Annotated in this window: 22 protein-coding genes; 16 read left to right on the forward strand and 6 right to left on the reverse strand. The window is 64.5% G+C overall.

Translation table 11 applies throughout. The features are described from left to right. Positions 1–396, forward strand: a 396-nt coding sequence (locus SE92_RS22600; RefSeq protein ID WP_198172756.1) for a GyrI-like domain-containing protein, incomplete at its 5' end; no start/stop codon positions are given. A 5-nt stretch (positions 397–401) separates the two neighbouring features. Next, a complete protein-coding gene (locus tag SE92_RS22605) occupies positions 402–1,112 on the forward strand; it encodes an SIMPL domain-containing protein (RefSeq protein WP_063198490.1) in 711 nt (236 codons plus the stop codon). A 210-nt stretch (positions 1,113–1,322) separates the two neighbouring features. On the opposite strand, the gene SE92_RS22610 is transcribed toward SE92_RS22605, so the two are convergent. Together SE92_RS22610 and SE92_RS22615 are read right to left on the reverse strand one after the other, a co-directional pair. Beyond that, a complete protein-coding gene (locus tag SE92_RS22610) occupies positions 1,323–1,733 on the reverse strand; it encodes a hypothetical protein (protein ID WP_245324667.1) in 411 nt (136 codons plus the stop codon). Between the two features lie 130 nt (positions 1,734–1,863). Next, complete coding sequence (locus SE92_RS22615) at positions 1,864–2,928, reverse strand: MBL fold metallo-hydrolase (RefSeq protein ID WP_063198494.1); 1,065 nt, start codon at positions 2,926–2,928, stop codon at positions 1,864–1,866. Between the two features lie 456 nt (positions 2,929–3,384). Between SE92_RS22615 and ffh the strand changes: the two genes are divergently transcribed. The 7 genes from ffh to SE92_RS22650 all read left to right on the forward strand — a co-directional run bounded on the left by ffh (position 3,385) and on the right by SE92_RS22650 (position 9,235). Then, positions 3,385–4,932, forward strand: coding sequence for a signal recognition particle protein (gene ffh, locus SE92_RS22620; protein WP_063198495.1), 1,548 nt, complete (start codon positions 3,385–3,387; stop codon positions 4,930–4,932). A gap of 85 nt (positions 4,933–5,017) precedes the next feature. Continuing rightward, on the forward strand, positions 5,018–5,350 hold the full coding sequence (gene rpsP / locus SE92_RS22625) for a 30S ribosomal protein S16 (protein WP_063198497.1): 333 nt from the start codon (positions 5,018–5,020) through the stop codon (positions 5,348–5,350). 9 nt (positions 5,351–5,359) lie between these two features. After that, positions 5,360–5,917, forward strand: a complete 558-nt coding sequence (gene rimM, locus SE92_RS22630) for a ribosome maturation factor RimM (RefSeq protein ID WP_063198499.1) — start codon at positions 5,360–5,362, stop codon at positions 5,915–5,917. A gap of 34 nt (positions 5,918–5,951) precedes the next feature. Then, on the forward strand, positions 5,952–6,707 hold the full coding sequence (gene trmD / locus SE92_RS22635; protein ID WP_063198500.1) for a tRNA (guanosine(37)-N1)-methyltransferase TrmD: 756 nt from the start codon (positions 5,952–5,954) through the stop codon (positions 6,705–6,707). Positions 6,708–6,817: 110 nt separating this feature from the next. After that, positions 6,818–7,201 (forward strand): 50S ribosomal protein L19, encoded by a 384-nt coding sequence (gene rplS / locus SE92_RS22640; RefSeq protein WP_028133304.1) that lies wholly within the window; start codon positions 6,818–6,820, stop codon positions 7,199–7,201. 324 nt (positions 7,202–7,525) lie between these two features. Then, positions 7,526–8,932 (forward strand): 3-isopropylmalate dehydratase large subunit, encoded by a 1,407-nt coding sequence (gene leuC, locus SE92_RS22645; RefSeq protein WP_063198502.1) that lies wholly within the window; start codon positions 7,526–7,528, stop codon positions 8,930–8,932. Positions 8,933–9,025: 93 nt separating this feature from the next. Next, a complete protein-coding gene (locus tag SE92_RS22650; RefSeq protein WP_063198504.1) occupies positions 9,026–9,235 on the forward strand; it encodes a hypothetical protein in 210 nt (69 codons plus the stop codon). Between the two features lie 77 nt (positions 9,236–9,312). Here SE92_RS22650 and SE92_RS22655 read toward each other — a convergent pair whose 3' ends face one another. Then, entirely contained in the window at positions 9,313–9,873 is a 561-nt protein-coding gene (locus tag SE92_RS22655; protein ID WP_063198505.1) for a hypothetical protein, read from the reverse strand. Between the two features lie 181 nt (positions 9,874–10,054). Between SE92_RS22655 and SE92_RS22660 the strand changes: the two genes are divergently transcribed. After that, positions 10,055–10,354 (forward strand): DUF1330 domain-containing protein, encoded by a 300-nt coding sequence (locus SE92_RS22660; RefSeq protein ID WP_063198507.1) that lies wholly within the window; start codon positions 10,055–10,057, stop codon positions 10,352–10,354. Positions 10,355–10,358: 4 nt separating this feature from the next. Here the strand turns inward: SE92_RS22660 and SE92_RS22665 are convergent, their stop codons facing one another. Then, positions 10,359–10,616, reverse strand: coding sequence for a hypothetical protein (locus SE92_RS22665; RefSeq protein ID WP_063198508.1), 258 nt, complete (start codon positions 10,614–10,616; stop codon positions 10,359–10,361). A gap of 27 nt (positions 10,617–10,643) precedes the next feature. Continuing rightward, positions 10,644–10,925 carry a hypothetical protein gene (locus SE92_RS22670; RefSeq protein ID WP_063198510.1) on the reverse strand — a complete coding sequence of 94 codons (282 nt, stop codon included), beginning with the start codon at positions 10,923–10,925 and terminating at the stop codon, positions 10,644–10,646. A gap of 155 nt (positions 10,926–11,080) precedes the next feature. Between SE92_RS22670 and SE92_RS22675 the strand changes: the two genes are divergently transcribed. Continuing rightward, the gene (locus SE92_RS22675) at positions 11,081–11,491 is read left to right on the forward strand and encodes a metallopeptidase family protein (protein ID WP_063198512.1); all 411 of its coding nucleotides are present in this window, start codon (positions 11,081–11,083) and stop codon (positions 11,489–11,491) included. On the opposite strand, the gene SE92_RS35125 is transcribed toward SE92_RS22675, so the two are convergent. Then, the gene (locus SE92_RS35125; RefSeq protein WP_084251878.1) at positions 11,467–12,285 is read right to left on the reverse strand and encodes a helix-turn-helix transcriptional regulator; all 819 of its coding nucleotides are present in this window, start codon (positions 12,283–12,285) and stop codon (positions 11,467–11,469) included. The genes SE92_RS22675 and SE92_RS35125 overlap by 25 nt on opposite strands. Positions 12,286–12,384: 99 nt before the next feature. Here SE92_RS35125 and SE92_RS22685 point away from each other — a divergent pair, with 99 nt between their 5' ends. The 5 genes from SE92_RS22685 to SE92_RS22705 form a co-directional block, all read left to right on the forward strand. Then, positions 12,385–12,969: a pyridoxamine 5'-phosphate oxidase family protein gene (locus SE92_RS22685; protein WP_063198516.1), complete on the forward strand. Its 585-nt coding sequence runs from the start codon at positions 12,385–12,387 to the stop codon at positions 12,967–12,969. 87 nt (positions 12,970–13,056) lie between these two features. After that, positions 13,057–13,662, forward strand: a complete 606-nt coding sequence (gene leuD / locus SE92_RS22690; protein ID WP_063198517.1) for a 3-isopropylmalate dehydratase small subunit — start codon at positions 13,057–13,059, stop codon at positions 13,660–13,662. A gap of 77 nt (positions 13,663–13,739) precedes the next feature. After that, a complete protein-coding gene (locus tag SE92_RS22695) occupies positions 13,740–14,525 on the forward strand; it encodes a glycosyltransferase family 32 protein (RefSeq protein WP_063198519.1) in 786 nt (261 codons plus the stop codon). A 226-nt stretch (positions 14,526–14,751) separates the two neighbouring features. After that, positions 14,752–15,201, forward strand: coding sequence for a hypothetical protein (locus SE92_RS22700; protein ID WP_063198521.1), 450 nt, complete (start codon positions 14,752–14,754; stop codon positions 15,199–15,201). 238 nt (positions 15,202–15,439) lie between these two features. Next, a partial coding sequence (locus SE92_RS22705; RefSeq protein WP_157095937.1) for a toll/interleukin-1 receptor domain-containing protein occupies positions 15,440–16,154 on the forward strand: 715 nt, incomplete at its 3' end.

Raw genomic sequence — 16,154 nt, forward strand, 5'->3', positions numbered from 1 at the left:
AATTGGGATTCGGCCTTCGACACGCTGGTCGACGCCTTCAAGGCGCTGAACACGCTGCTGGACAAGCAAGGCATCAAGCACGCCGGCAATTCGATGATCGTCTACACCTCGACCGACGACACCGGTTTCACCTTCCTCGCCGAGATCCCGGTCGATCAGGATCCCAAGAGCCTGCTCAAGGACATGAGCATCGGCAAATCGCCGGAAGGCAAGGCATTGAAGTTCGTCCACCGCGGTTCCTACGACAACATGGACAACACCTATGAGGCGATCACCAATCACCTCGACGACAAGAGGCTGGAAGCCAAGGACACCTTCATCGAGGAGTACCTCACCGATCCCCTGAAGACCGCTGAGGACAAGCTCGTGATCAACGTTTTCGTGCCGCTGAAGTGAGACTGATGAAAAAGCCTGCCGTCCTCGTTACGTCGTTTGCCGCCGTTTTCGCCACCTTGCTGGCGACGCCTGCTCTCGCTGATGACTTTCCAGCCGCCATTTCGGTGAGCGGCGAAGCCAATGTTTCGGTCGCGCCGGATCTGGCGCAGATCGATGCCGGTGTCGCCAACGACGCCAAGACGGCGAAGGAAGCGTCCGACGCCAACAACGCCGCGATGGGCAAGGTGCTGCTGGCGCTGAAGGGCGCCGGGATCGCCGAGAAGGATTACCAGACCTCGCGCCTGTCGCTGCAGCCGCAATATGGCCAGAACAAATCCACCGGCGCATCCCCGGTGGTCGGCTTCCGCGCCTCTAATCGCGTTACCGTCAAGATCCGCGACGTCACCAAGGTGGCCGGCATCATCGACACGCTGGTCGGCGCCGGCGCCAACGACATCGGCAACATCTCGTTCGAAGTGACGCAGGCCTCAAAGCTGCTCGACGAGGCGCGTGAGCAGGCAGTGGCGGACGCCCGCCGCAAGGCGGAGATCTATGCCAAGGCCACCGGCGTTACGCTGGGCGCCCCGCTGAGCGTGTCCGAGGGCGGCGCTCCGGTGCCGCTGTTCAAGGCGAGGATGGCGATAGCTCCGCAGGCCGCCCCCGCCGCGATCGCCCCGGGTGAGGAGACGCTGTCGGTGACGGTGAATGTGAGCTGGGCCATCAAGCAGGGGCAGTAAGAGGCACACTGCCGCAGTTGTCGTCCCCGCGAACGCGGGGACCCATAACCACAGGGAGTGGTTGTGACGCGACATAGGCAACTCCGAGTCTTCGCCAAACTCCTCCCTGTGGTTATGGGTCCCGGATCTGCGCGCGCTTAGGCGCGCTTGTCCGGGACGACGAGCTGCATGTGTGGCGAGCGCGGAGCTAAATCGCCACCACCTGCCCGATCAGTCATTCACGCTGATATCGGTAAAAAGAAACCCCGCGGGCGTCTTGCTAAAGACGAAGATGAGATCGCCGCAGAAGATGAAGTAACTGTCGTTTTTATAGTCATCACGACTGTAGACGGCCTTGCCGCGCTGGAGACACGCGCGATTCTTCGCCGTGAACTCTGTCCGATAGGTCTTGGCGGCAAATTGCGCGGCGTCGCGAATTGCTTTGTCGTTCATGAACGGCAATCGCGTCATACCGGCGACGGCAGCGGAGTCGTTTGCCTTCAGCGCCGCACGAAACTTCTCGATGAAGCCATCGAACTCCTTCTGCACGGCAGGAGACGCGACGGGGTCCTTCGCCCGGGCGGCGGCTGGAGCAAGGCTCACGAGAGCAGCTGCAAGCACAATTCTCAGCAAAAATCCCACAGGCCGGCTCCATCCATCGATCAAGGTCTTCCGACCAAATCCATGGTGTTTTGTTGCGTCATGGGCTTTTGGGTTCAACGACGCAGAGCCGCACGAACTCGTCGCGCCGCCGGGTTCAGGGGGACGGGACCTAGATCTCCACCACCTGCCCCGGCTTCATCGCCACGAACCGCTCCTGCGGAATCTTCGCCGCATCGAGCGCCTCGACCAGCGCCTTCGCCGGCGCGTCGATCGCTTCATCCGTCAGCTGGAACGTGCCGTGATGATGCCCGAGCGCGGCCTCGGCGCCGCAATCGGCCAGCGCCTTCACCGCATCTTCCGGATTCATGTGCTGGTCGCGCATGAACCAGCGCGGCTCGTAGGCGCCGATGGGGAGGATGGCGAGACGCAGCTTGCCGTGCTTCTCGGCGACGCGGCGGAAATGCCTGCCATCGCCATAGCCGGAATCGCAGACGACGTAGATTTTGCCGGCCGGCGTCTCCAGCACGAAGCTCGCCCACAGCGCCTTGTTGCGATCGAACATGCCGCGCGCCGTCCAGTGCCTTGTCGGCACCAGGTGCACGGCGATGCCGCCACCGAGATCGACGCGGTCGTGCCAATCGAAGGCTTCCACCTTGATCATGGAATCCCAGCTGCGCATCGTCACATCGTTGCCGAGCGGGGTGACCACGCGCGGGGCAAAATTCTTGGTGAGCCGTGACAGCGTCGCGATGTCGAGATGATCGTAATGACCGTGCGAGACCAGGACGACATCGATCTTCGGCAGCTTCTCGAACGCGATGCCGGGATCGTTGTGCCGCTTCGGCCCGGCGAAGCTGACCGGCGAGACCCGCTCCGACCAGACGGGATCGACCAGAATGTTGAGGCCGCCGGTCTGGATCAGCCAACTGGCGTGGCCGACGAAAGAGAGCCGCAACCGATCGCCATCGACCCGCGCCGGCGGGGTGTCGGCATGGGGGCTGGGAGCCCAATCCGGCCATTCGGCGCGCTTCCGCTTGCCGCCGAGCTGCCAGCGCAGCACCTCGCGCAGCGACTTTGGCGGTGCACCGTCCGGATCGAAAAAGGTCAGGCCGTCGAAATGGTCGGAGACCGGGCCGTCATAGGTTTTCATGTAGGACATCCAGAGCGAGGGCACGCCGACCAGCGCGCCGGCGCCGGCAAGCAGTCCGAACAGGCGGCGGCGGGTGATCGGCACGGCGGGCTTTTAGAAACGGTCGGTACGGTAAGACATCACCGCTATATGGGCGGAGCTGCCGAAAAGGGAACCCGTCGCCGGAAAAGGCCATATTTTCAAGGTGTTGCCATGGCGGAGGGGCGCCCGCACCCTAACTTTCCTTGACTTTTGGGCGGGAGCGGCGTTTAACCCCGCTACTTTCTCGGAAAGGCTTTCTTTTCGACCCGCCGACCGGCCCTCGAGGCCGGAGGTCAACGCCCGACAGCGCTGTGCGCCCTCGGGCGTAAAGGTGTTTGGAAGATCGTTTGGCCTGAGGAAGTGGTCATCCCCCGCGGAGGCGGGGGATCCAGTATTCCAGAGGCGGCTCGGCTAGAACCGAGGTGCCGCGGCGTACTGGATGCCCCGCCTTCGCGCGGCATGACAGCGGAGAGTAACGGAGCGCTCCTCCATCTGGGGGACAGCAACAGGACAACTTCATTGTTCGACAATCTGTCGGAACGGCTTGGCGGAATTCTCGATCGTCTGACGGGGCGCGGTGCGCTGACCGAAAAGGATGTCGACGCCGCGATGCGCGAGGTGCGCCGCGCGCTGCTGGAGGCCGACGTCGCCCTCGAGGTGGTCCGCAGCTTCACCGAGCGCGTCCGCGAGCAGGCGATCGGCGCCACCGTCGTCAAGTCGGTGACCCCCGGCCAGATGGTGGTCAAGATCGTCCATGACGAGCTGATCAACACGCTCGGCGCCGAAAGCCAGACCATCGACGTCAATTCCGTGCCGCCGGTGCCGATCATGATGGTCGGCCTGCAAGGCTCCGGTAAAACCACCACCACCGCAAAGCTCGCCCGCCGCCTGGTCCAGCGCGACAAGCGCAAGGTGCTGATGGCTTCGCTCGACGTCTACCGTCCGGCGGCGATGGAACAGCTGGCCGTGCTCGGCCGCGATCTCGACATTCCGACGCTGCCGATCGTCGCGGGACAGCAGCCGCCGCAGATTGCCAAGCGCGCGCTGGAAGCCGGCAAGCTCGGCGGCTACGACGTCGTGCTGCTCGACACCGCCGGCCGCACCACGCTCGACGAAGAGATGATGGCGGAGGCTGCCGCGATCAAAGCCGCGGCCAATCCGCATGAAGTGCTGCTGGTCGCCGACAGCCTCACCGGCCAGGATGCCGTGAACCTCGCGCGCGCGTTCGACGAACGCGTCGGCCTCACCGGCATCGTGCTGACACGCGTTGACGGCGACGGCCGCGGCGGCGCCGCGCTATCGATGCGCGCCGTCACCGGCAAGCCGATCAAGCTGATCGGCACCGGCGAAAAGACCGATGCGCTGGAAGATTTCCACCCCGACCGTATCGCCGGCCGCATCCTCGGCATGGGCGACGTGGTCTCGCTGGTCGAGCGCGCCGCCGCGAATATCGACGCCGAAAAGGCCGCGCGCACCGCCGAGCGCATGCGCAAGGGTCAGTTCGACCTCAACGACATGCGCGAGCAGCTGTCGCAGATGGCCAATATGGGCGGCATCAGCGGGCTGATGGGCATGATGCCCGGCATCTCCAAGATGAAGAACCAGATCGCCGCGGCCGGCATCGACGACAAGATCCTGAAGCGCCAGGTCGCGATCATCGATTCCATGACGCGCGACGAGCGCCGTCATCCGGACCTGCTCAAGGCCAGCCGCAAGAAGCGGATCGCCTCGGGCAGCGGCCAGAGCGTCGAGCAGGTCAACAAGCTGCTCAAGATGCACCGGAACATGGCCGACGTGATGAAGGCCATGGGCTCGGGCAAGCGCGGCCCGCTCGCCGGCATCGCGCAGGCGATGGGCTTTGGCGGCGGCATGAAGATGCCTTCGCCCGAAGAGATGAAGGCGATGCAGGAGAAGATGCAGGCCGGTGGTGGACAAGGTCTGCCCAGCCTGCCGAAAGACCTGCCGCCTGGGCTTCGCTCGGGCCTCCCGAATTTGCCGGGGCTTACGGGCCTCAGCGGCAAGCCGACCCTGCCGGGGCTCGGCGGCTTTCCCGGCAAGAAGAAATGAGGAATTCGTCGTGGGGGTCGTCAATGTCCCGCGCGGCGCGAAAATGCCAATCAACCGAACAAACTGTACTTTGAAGGAGAACTAGATGTCCGTCGTCATCCGCCTCGCCCGCGCAGGCACCAAGAAGCGTCCCGTCTATCACATCGTCGTCGCCGATTCGCGCTTCCCCCGCGATGGCCGCTTCATCGAGCGTCTCGGCTATTTCAACCCGCTGCTGCCGAAGGACAACGAGACCCGCCTGAAGCTCGACATGGACAAGGTCAAGGCCTGGCTCGCCAAGGGCGCGCAGCCGTCGGACCGCGTGGCGCGTTTCCTCGATGCTGCCGGCGTCAAGAAGCGCGAAGCGCGCAACAACCCCGAGAAGGCCGTGCCGCGCAAGGAGCGCAAGGCGCAGGCCGAAGCCGCCGCGAAGGGCTAAGGGGAGATCATGTCGGCGCTGGTCTGCGTCGCGCGGATCGGCGCCGCGCATGGAGTGCGCGGTGCGGTCAAATTGTGGACCTTCACCGAGGATCCCTTTGCCGTCAGGCATTACGGCCCGCTTCTGTCCAAGGACGGCAAGCGCCAGTTCGAGGTCGCGACGGCGCGCGAAGCCAGGGACCATCTGGTCGCGACGTTCAAGGGCGTCACGACCCGCGATGAGGCCGAGCGCCTCAACGGCATCGAACTCTACGTCGCGCGCGACAAGCTGCCCGCGACGGACGAGGATGAATATTACCACACCGATCTGATCGGGCTCGACGCCGTCACCACCGATGGCGACGCGCTCGGTCGCGTGCTCGCGATCCATAATTTCGGCGCCGGCGACATCATCGAGATCGCTCCACCCAAGGGCACGACGCTGCTGCTGCCGTTCTCGAACGCGGTGGTGCCGGAGGTCGACCTCGAAGGCGGCCGCGTCGTGATCGCGCTGCCGCAGGAGGTCGAGGGGGAGGAGCGAGGCGAAGCTCTCTCCACGGGTCGTCCCCGCGAACGCGGGGACCCATAACCACGGGCCGTGGTTTTTGGCTAAGCTGACTGCAATGGCAAACCCTTCACCCTGGCGCGCGACGGTGCTGACGCTGTTTCCGGAGATGTTTCCGGGACCGCTCGGCGTGAGCCTCGCCGGACGGGCGCTCGCCTCGGGACTGTGGGAGATCGAGGCGCGGGACATCCGCGCTTCCGCCACCGACCGTCACCGCAGCGTCGACGACACCCCGGCCGGCGGCGGGCCGGGCATGGTGCTGCGGGCGGATGTCTTGGCGGCGGCCATCGATGCCGCCGAGATCGCATCCGACCGGCCTCGCCTGCTGATGAGCCCGCGCGGTCGGCCATTGACCCAGACACTCGTTGCGGACCTCGCCAAGGGCCCCGGCCCCCTGATCGTCTGCGGGCGGTTCGAGGGGATCGACCAGCGGGTGATCGACGGTCGCGGCCTGGAGGAGGTCTCGATCGGCGATTACGTGCTGTCCGGCGGTGAAATCGCAGCCCTGGCCCTGATCGACGCCTGCGTGCGGCTGCTGCCGGGGGTGATGGGCAAGGAGGCCTCGGGAACCGAGGAAAGCTTCTCCGATGGCCTCTTGGAATACCCCCAATACACCCGCCCGCAGCTGTTCGAGGGAGTTCCGATCCCCGAGATCCTGACCTCCGGCGACCACGCCAAGGTCGCCAGCTGGCGCCGGGCGCAATCCGAGGCCCTGACGGCAGCCCGTCGGCCGGATTTATGGGCCCAGATCCCGCCCAAGCCGGCGAATCGGTCCGGTCGCCAAAAAACGCCAAAAAACAAGACAGACGGGTGACAAACGCTCCGGCTTGCCTTATAGCAGCGGCCAAATCCGCAATGGCTGGATAGACGAATTTTGCGCAGCCCCCCGTTTCCAGGGCTGGGCGCGCCGATGGAGATTACCCCATGAACCTGATCAAGCAGCTCGAGCAAGAGCAATTCGACAAGCTGTCCGCCGGCAAGGACATTCCGGAATTCGGTCCCGGCGACACCGTGATCGTCAACGTGAAGGTCGTCGAAGGCGACCGCACCCGCGTGCAGGCCTATGAAGGCGTCTGCATCGGCCGTTCCGGCGGTGGCCTCAACGAGAGCTTCACCGTGCGCAAGATCTCCTACGGCGAAGGCGTGGAGCGCGTGTTCCCGGTGATGTCGCCGATGATCGATTCGATCAAGGTGGTGCGCCGCGGCAAGGTGCGTCGCGCCAAGCTCTATTACCTCCGCAACCTGCGCGGCAAGTCGGCCCGCATCGTCGAGAAGACCGAGCACGCCAAGGCTGCCGTCAACGAGTAAGCCTCGCTTCTCCAGGCACGTTTTCGAAAGCGCGGGGCTCGGCTCCGCGCTTTTTTGTTGCGTCAGCCGTGCGCTTCAAACCACTCGCGATTCCAGTTCGGCCTGCTATATATTCCTGGAATGTTTCCAGATCTGACCAGCTTCGCCCCCGTCCAGCGCATCGTCATCGACGATCGCTCGCGGCTGCCTGGCCGGTTCTTCGGCCGCTTCGCGACCTCGGCAACGTCAGAGCTTAGTCCCGCAGCCTAACAGGCTGCGCTGACGATTTTGTTGCCCGCGCGATGCGCGCTTACCCGCTTCACACATTCTTCGGAGCTGACGCTCATGTCCAAGCCCACCACATTGTACGACAAGATCTGGAACGACCATCTGGTGCACGAAGCCGAGGACGGCACCTGCCTACTCTATATCGATCGCCACCTGGTGCACGAGGTGACCTCGCCCCAGGCATTCGAAGGCCTGCGCGCCACCGGGCGCAAGGTCCACGCGCCGGAGAAGACGCTCGCCGTCGTCGACCACAACGTGCCGACCACCGATCGCACCAAGCCGAATCCTGATCCGGAGAGCATCGAGCAGATCAAGGCGCTGGCCGAGAACGCCAGGGAATTCGGCATCGAATATTACAACGAGTTCGACAAGCGCCAGGGCGTCGTCCACGTCATCGGCCCCGAGCAGGGCTTCACGCTGCCCGGCACCACCATCGTCTGCGGTGACAGCCACACCTCGACGCATGGCGCGTTCGGCGCGCTCGCGCACGGCATCGGCACGTCCGAGGTCGAGCACGTGCTGGCGACGCAAACGCTGATCCAGAAGAAGGCGAAGAACATGCGCGTTACCGTCGACGGCAAATTGCCTGACGGCGTGACGGGCAAGGACATCATCCTCGCCATCATCGGCGAGATCGGCACCGCGGGCGGCACCGGTTATGTGCTGGAATACGCCGGCGACGCGATCAGCGCGCTCAGCATGGAAGGCCGCATGACGGTCTGCAACATGTCGATCGAAGGCGGCGCCCGCGCCGGCCTCGTCGCGCCGGACCAGAAGGCGTTCGACTTCCTGCGCGGCCGGCCGAAGGCGCCGAAGGGCGCGGACTGGGATGCGGCGATGCGTTATTGGGAGAAGCTGCGCTCCGACGACGGCGCGCATTTCGACCACGAGCTGCGCCTCGACGCCGCCAAGCTGCCGCCGATCGTGACCTGGGGTACCAGCCCCGAGGACGTGATCTCGGTGACCGGATTCGTTCCCGATCCTGATAAGATTGCGGACGAGGCCAAGCGCATCTCCAAGCATCGCGCGCTGAAATACATGGGCCTGACCGCGGGAACGAAGATCACCGACATCAAGGTCGACCGCATCTTCATCGGCTCCTGCACCAATGGCCGCATCGAGGATCTGCGCGCCGCCGCGAAGATCGCGGAAGGCAAGACGGTTTCGGCCAACGTCAATGCCATGGTGGTGCCGGGCTCGGGCCTCGTGAAGGAGCAGGCCGAGGCTGAAGGTCTCGACAAGATCTTCATCAAGGCTGGTTTCGAATGGCGCGAGCCGGGCTGCTCGATGTGCCTCGCGATGAACCCCGACAAGCTGGCCCCGGAAGAGCGCTGCGCCTCGACCTCGAACCGCAATTTCGAGGGCCGCCAGGGCTTCAAGGGCCGCACCCATCTGGTGTCGCCGGCGATGGCCGCAGCGGCAGCGATCGCCGGTCACTTCGTCGACGTCCGGGACTGGCGCTAAGCCAATCCCAGCAATTGTAGCGATCGCGGCAAACCGCCGTTAAACGATCGCCTGACACTCTCGCCCTCGCGAGGTTTCGCGAGGACGAGAGCCATGGCCAACAAGCCGGAATATGTCGACCTGATCGGCGAGGCCACGCGCCAGCACCGCCGGCGCGCGGCACCCTTGCGTATCGTCGCCAAGCCGGAGGTCGAGGAGACCTCGAAACTCAGCCGCTGGCCGCCGGCGATGTTCAAGCAGTGGAAGCTGGACAATCTGATGCGGTGGAAGGCTTCGTCGTGGAAGCTGAAGGATTGGCTGTAGCTACGCGCTCCGACATAGGCGCCAGAACGTGGATGGCCGGGACAAGTCCGGCCATGACGCGTCCGGAATAGTTTCCGCTACCAGTACCGATACGGATGGTGCCAGCGATGCCAGCGGCAGATGCGGCGCGGGCCGTAATAGGTCCAGATGATCCGGCAGCGGCGTGGATGGTGGTAGTAGGGATAGTAGCCGCCGACATAATAGCGCCGGTGGAAGTGGCGGTGGCCGTAGTGCGGCCGATAGATCCCGTAGCGATGAAATCCGCCATAGCGGTGAACGCCACCATAGCGATAGCCACCACCATGGAAGGCCGGCGCGGCGCGGAAGCCGCCGACATGGCCGCCATGAAATCCGCCGCCGCGGAAACCGCCGATATGTCCTCCACCACCATGGAAGCCGCCACCGCGGAAACCGCCGCCGCCGTGAAAATGTCCGCCCCCGCCATGTCCGCCGCCGCCGTGGCGAACCTGCGTGACGAGGTCGTCGGTCGCCGCCTTCGTCGCCGGTGACGTCGCCGGATTGATCAAGGTCAGCGCTTCAGCCTGACGCGCGGTGCCGGCCGTCAGCATCAGCGTCGCGGCGGCCGCAATCCCGAGCAGGCGCATCGCGCTTGCCCTGGGACTTAAAGTCCTCAGCATGGAAATTCTCCCTGAATCTGGACAGCGGAGTTGCGATGCTCGTTCCCGGCCCCGCGTCATCCCTGTTCAATTGCAGTCGCTCCCAAGATTAAATTGCGGTCAGCGATGTGAACGCGCCATGAATGAACGAAGCCGGGCTCCGCGCTGCGACGCGGTGCCGCGACGAGAGGAGCTTTGAGGAATGACCGTCTACGCAATCGCGCAGCTCAAGATGACGGACCGCGCGGCCTATGACCGCTACCAGGCGCGGTTCTTCGACGTGTTCAGGAAGTTCGACGGCCGGCTGCTCGCCGCCGATGAACACCCACGCGTGCTGGAAGGAACATGGCCGCACGACAAGCTTGTCATGATGTCGTTTCCCGACGAGACCGCCTTCCTCGCCTTCTCGAACTCAGCGGACTACGAGGAGATCTCGCGCGACCGCAAGGCGGGCGCAGAGGCGACCGTGCTGCTGGTCAAGGGATTTGCGCCCGCCGGCTAGCGCGTCACCAGAACGGGCCGTAGCCGAACACGAAAGGTGCGGGCACGCCGTAGGGATAGGGACGATAATGGACGGGCCGCGCGTAGTAGCGGGGATCACGGCGCACGAGGGGCGGCGCGATGGTGGTGCGCGCGGGCCGTCGCACATCGAAGACCGCAATCCCGGCCGAGGCCTCTGGGATCGCCACCCGATGTGCCGCTGACGCGCAAGGCAGGCCAGTGGCAAGCGCGGCGACAACGGCCCCTGCAATCCATCTCGCCATGATCACCTCAAGAGCTCACGCGCCGCCTTAGCCGGGGCGCCAATGGCAGCTCACGCGCGGCACGATCACGGTGCCGCTCGGGCGGAATTCCTGCACATAGGTCGCGTTGCATTCACGGACCGCATTGGGACCCGGATTGTAGCGCGGGTAGACGCCGTCAGGGCTGTAATAGGGCGTGACGCGCAGGCGCGCGGGGTGCCGCTTGCGCGGCGGCGGGATGTCGTCCGGTGCAGTTGCCTGCGCCAGCCTGACGCCGGGGGCCGCCGTCTGCGCCTCCGCGCCAACGCAAAATTGCGAAAACAACCCCATGCACAGTAGCGTCAGCGCTGTTTTTGCTCGCATTTTTTCGCCCACCTGAAACGTCCCGTCGCGGGGCCACGCTCCCCGTTTTGGCGCCGCCCGTCAACCTCACCGCTTTTATAAAGCGGGATGCATCAGCGGGAAACCCGCGCTAAGACAGCCGCATGTGGACGGAATTGAAAGCGCCCTCGCTGGCCGAGATGGAAGCGACGGCTCACGACATCTTCGAGCGACTGCCGGCCGAGTTCCGCAAGCTCTGCGAAGGCGTCATCATCCGCGTCGACGACTTCCCGACCGAAGAGGTCCTGGACGAGCTGGAATGCGAGAGCGAGTTCGACCTGCTTGGCCTGTTCCAGGGCGTCGGCCTGCCGCAGCAAAGCGTCAGTGACGTAGCGCGGCTGCCCAACATGGTCTGGCTCTACCGCCGGCCGATCCTGGATTACTGGGCCGAGCACGACGAAAGCCTCGGCCACATCGTCCGCCACGTCCTGATCCACGAGATCGGCCACCATTTCGGCCTGTCGGACGACGATATGGAAGCGATCGAGGCTCAGGCGGAGCAGGACGCGGACTGACCAAGGCGCGGCGCAGAGAGAAGCATCGTCAGTCGATAATCGGACCACCCCGCGAGAGACAGCGACACCTGCTGATAGTGCAAGTAGCCCATGGTCGGATGATTGAACGCACGCTCGCCTCCTTCGCGAGCCAAGACCCCCTGCGTGTCCCAGCAGCGTTCGAAATCGGGACTTTCTCGTCTCAGTTGCTCCACCAGCCAGCGAATCTCGGGATCATCGGAGTAGGCTGTCACCGCGGCACGGAACTCTGCAACGACGCGGCGTGCTCGGGAAGTCCAGTCAAGGATCAGGGTTCGAGCCTCAGGCCTCAGAAAGATGTAGCGCAGGAGATTCTTTTCGCCGTCTGCATCGAGCCATCCTGCAAACAGGAGGGACGCTTGTGCATTCCAGCGACGCGCACGCCATGTGCGATCGAGGATATAGGCCGGTCCATCGATCGCATCGACACAGGCCAGGATTTCTTCAGGCGGATCATCCCTTGTGCTGGGACGTTCGGGATCGCGCTTGCCCGCAACCTCGAACAGGTAGCTGCGCTCGGCGCGTGACAGACGCAATCCGTGCGCGAGGCGCGAAAGTGCTGCCGCGGACACGGACACGTCACGCCCCTGCTCGATCCACGTGTACCAGGTGACGCTCAATCCGCAGAGCTGCGCGACCTCTTCGCGCCGAAGTCCGGGCGTGCGCCGTCGTGATCCACTGGCGAGGCCGAATTCTGCCGGTGACTGGCGCTCCCGGAGCGCCCGCAAGAACGCGCTGAGCGAGAGTGCCGGGGCGGCTGGATCCTGTCCTTTCATAGTAGCAATTATACTAGCATAATATAGGTTCTTAAACTGGTATTAGCCGTATGCTAGCTTTCCGCCATTAATTTGTCGCTGCGCAGAGGACGCACGGGCATGGGGAAGCAATTCACGCGGATCGAGCCGGAGCACAGGGCTTTCATCGAGCGGCAGAAGATCTTCTTCGTTGCCAGCGCCCCGCCCAAGGGACGCATCAACGTGTCCCCCAAGGGCCTGTCCTCATTCCGGGTGCTCGGAGACAATGATGTCGCCTATCTCGACGTCACTGGCAGCGGCAGCGAGACCCGCGCGCACCTGATGGCTTCTGACGACAAGCGGCTGACCATCATGTTTTGCGCCTTCGATGGCGCCCCAATGATCCTGCGCCTCTATGGCCAAGGCCGGTCGCTCATGCGAGGCACGCCTGATTACGCCGATCTCGCCCCTCGGTTCGAGGACGTCGCCGGGGCACGTCAGATCATACGCCTCTCGATCGACCTCGTGCAGACGTCGTGCGGCATGGGCGTGCCACTGTTCGACTACAGGCAAGAGCGTGGCAGCCTCGTGCGTTACTGGACCAGGCAGGGCCTCGACAATTTGCGAAAGTACTGGGGCCTGAAGAACATGAAGAGCATCGACGGTCTGCCGACCGGCTTCGTCCCCGACAGCATGGCTCCGCAAGGGCCGGCAGATCATATCTGACAGACCAAGATTGCCGAATCCGGCCTAGGATTCGTGCACCAACCGGGCTAAACAGCCCTCCCCTGACGACAAACCGGGAAGCCTGAGATGGACAAGTTCACCACGCTGGAAGGCGTCGCGGCGCCGCTGAAGATCATCAATGTCGACACCGACATGATCATTCCGAAGCAGTACCTGAAGACCATCAAGCGCACCGGCCTTGGCAAGGGGCTGTTCTCCGAGCAGCGCTACAAGGACGACGGCAGCGAGAACCTGGACTTCGTGCTCAACCAGCCCGCCTATCGCAATGCGAAGGTGCTGGTCGCCGGCGACAATTTCGGCTGCGGCTCGAGCCGCGAGCACGCCCCCTGGGCGCTGCTCGACTTCGGCATCCGCTGCGTGATCTCGACCTCGTTCGGCGACATCTTCTACAACAACTGCTTCAAGAACGGCATCCTGCCGATCCGCGTTTCGCAGGAAGACCTCGACAAGCTGTTCGACGACGCCGAGCGCGGCGCCAACGCGACGCTGACGATCGACCTGCCGAACCAGGAGATCCGCGGCCCCGACGGCGGCAAGGTCAAGTTCGAGATCGACCCGTTCCGCAAGCACTGCCTGATCAACGGCCTCGACGACATCGGTCTCACCATGGAGAAGAAGGCCTCGATCGACACCTATGAAGACAAGCTCAAGCGCGAACGCGCCTGGGCCTGATCGCAAGTTTCGTTCAAAGCCCCGGTGCGATGCGCCGGGGCTTTTTCTTTGCCCTGATCATCCCCTAGTGTTCGCTGATGCTGCCCGAGATCGTCACCTTCTGGCACGGCCCGATGGACGCACTGCGCCAGACCTGTCTGCGCTCGCAGATCGCTGCCGGCCACAAGGTCACCGTCTACAGCTTCGACCCCATTCCCGGCCTTCCCGCCGGCGTCGCAAATGCGGAAGCGGAAGCGATCCTGCCGCACGCGTTCTCCGAACGCTTGCGACCGCCGCAGCCGGACGGCAGCTGGCGCGACTGGACCATTCTGCAGTTCAGCGATTTCTTCCGCATGAAGCTGATGGCGAAGGGCCTCGGCCTCTGGCTCGATGCCGACGTGCTGCTGCTCAAACCGGTCGAGGTCGATCCGGCAAAACCCTATTTCGCCTGGGAGCGGCCGCGCCAGCTCGGCAATTCCGTGATCTATCTGCCGCCCGCGCACGGCATCGTCGCCGCCTTCGAAGAGCTGATGGAGCAGGAGGAGCTGACGCCGAACTGGCTGTCGATCCGCCATCGCGTCACCTTCATGATGCGCCGCCTGCGTGGCGGCTCGAGCCGCCTTTCCGATATCCGCGTTGCGATCTATGGCCCCGCAGCGCTCACCGCGCTGGCGCGCCGCACCGGCGAGCTCGCTTGCGCGCTGCCGAAGCAGTCGTTCTATGCCGTGCACGCCGAGCCGAAACTGTTCTTCGATCCCTCGAGCTATCTCGGCCTCGTCACCAGCCCCGAGATCATCGGCCTGCACATCTCGCCCAAGGGCCGCGGCGGCGAAAAGCCGATTCCGGGCAGCCTGTATGCCTGGGCGACGGAGCGGTTTGGCTAGGTCTCGTGCCCCGGACGCAGCGCAGCACCTCTTGGTGATGCGCTGCGTCCGGGGCACAGCACTGCGGAGGGATGGGTCCCGGCTCTGCGCAGCAGCGTTGCACGCTGCAGCGCGTCCGGGACACGAGAGCGGTTTCCGGGGCTTCTTGCCAGTTTGATCCAGCGCAACGCGCTCCTGCATCATTGTGCTTAATTCGCTCCAATTCCGCTGTCCGAAGGAGCTTTCCATGAGCACCGCAAGCAGGCCTTATCCCATCGTCCAGGATCTCATCGACTCCTTTGCGAGCTGGCTGAAGCATCGCCGCGAGCTGAACGAGATGCGGCAGCTCGACCGCGCCGATTTCGACCGAATCGCGAGCGACCTACGGATCTCGCCTGACGATCTCGAGGAACTGGTCCGCCACGGCAAGCATTCCGCCGACGAGCTGCCGGTGATGCTGGAACAGCTCGGCATCAGCGCAGACGGACTAGGCCGCGCGCAGCCGCTGTTGCTCCGCGACATGGAGCGGGTTTGTTCGCTTTGCGCTCACAAGGCACGGTGCGACCGCGATCTCGCCGACGGCACCGCCGCGGAGAACTATCACGGCTATTGCGCCAACGCCTCGACGCTGGAGTCGCTCGATCGCAGCGCCCTGGCGACGCAGGACAATCAGAAGCCGGCGCTCTCAGCCCTGTAGAACGTGCCGGGTCCAAGGCTTCTCGCGCAGGTCCGGGAACGGGCCTGATCCGGCCTTTTTTCAATGGCGTAGCGCGCCCTGCGCTCGCGATTGGGGACCATCGCGGGCGCGGAGAGGTGTGAAGCACCTCATAGGCTCGGCGGGCGCGTCAGCCTAACCTGAGGCATGTTCGCCTCGCGCCTCTCGTAGTTCTTCTTTTTCGATCATTGCGCGTGCTGCGTTCCGCAAGGGACACACCATGGACGCCGCCATTGCCGCGAAAGCTGCTATCGCCGCGACGAGCAACCGCGACCGGAAAACCCGCGTCTTCATCTCCTATTCCCGCAAGGACTCAGTCTTTTCCAACAGGCTCGTCGACGCCCTCAACGCGCGCGGCTTCGAGGCCTATCTGGACAAGAAGGACATCTTGCCGGGCGAGCCGTGGCAGGAGCGGCTCGATTCGCTGATCCTTTCCGCCGACGCGATCGGCATCGTCATCAGCCCCGACCTGATCGCCTCGCACGTCTGCGCGTGGGAGGCCGAACGAACCGAGAGCTTGCAGAAGAAACTGCTGCCGCTGCTGTATCGGCCTGTCCCCGACGCCGACCTGCCGCCGCGCCTGGCGCGGCTCAACTACATCTTCCTGCGCGACGACGACGATTTCGACGCCGGTTTGTCGGCGCTGGCGGTCGCGCTGGAGACCGACATCGCCTGGATTCGCCAGCACACGCGCATCGGCGAGCTGGCGCAGAGGTGGGACGGAGCCGGCCGCCCGGCGTCCGGAGGCCGCCTGCTGCGCGGCGAGGAACTGACCGACGCCGAGGCCTGGCTGCTCACCTCGCCCAAGGGCGCACCGGACCCGACCGAGCTGCAGCGCGCCCATGTCCATGCCAGCCGCCTGTTCGAGACCGGCGAGATCGAGAAGGAGCGCGCCGCGATCGCGCGGACGCGGCGCTTCCAGCGACGAAGCGCCT

This window comes from Bradyrhizobium sp. AT1 (assembly GCF_001590795.1).
GTDB lineage: Bacteria > Pseudomonadota > Alphaproteobacteria > Rhizobiales > Xanthobacteraceae > Bradyrhizobium.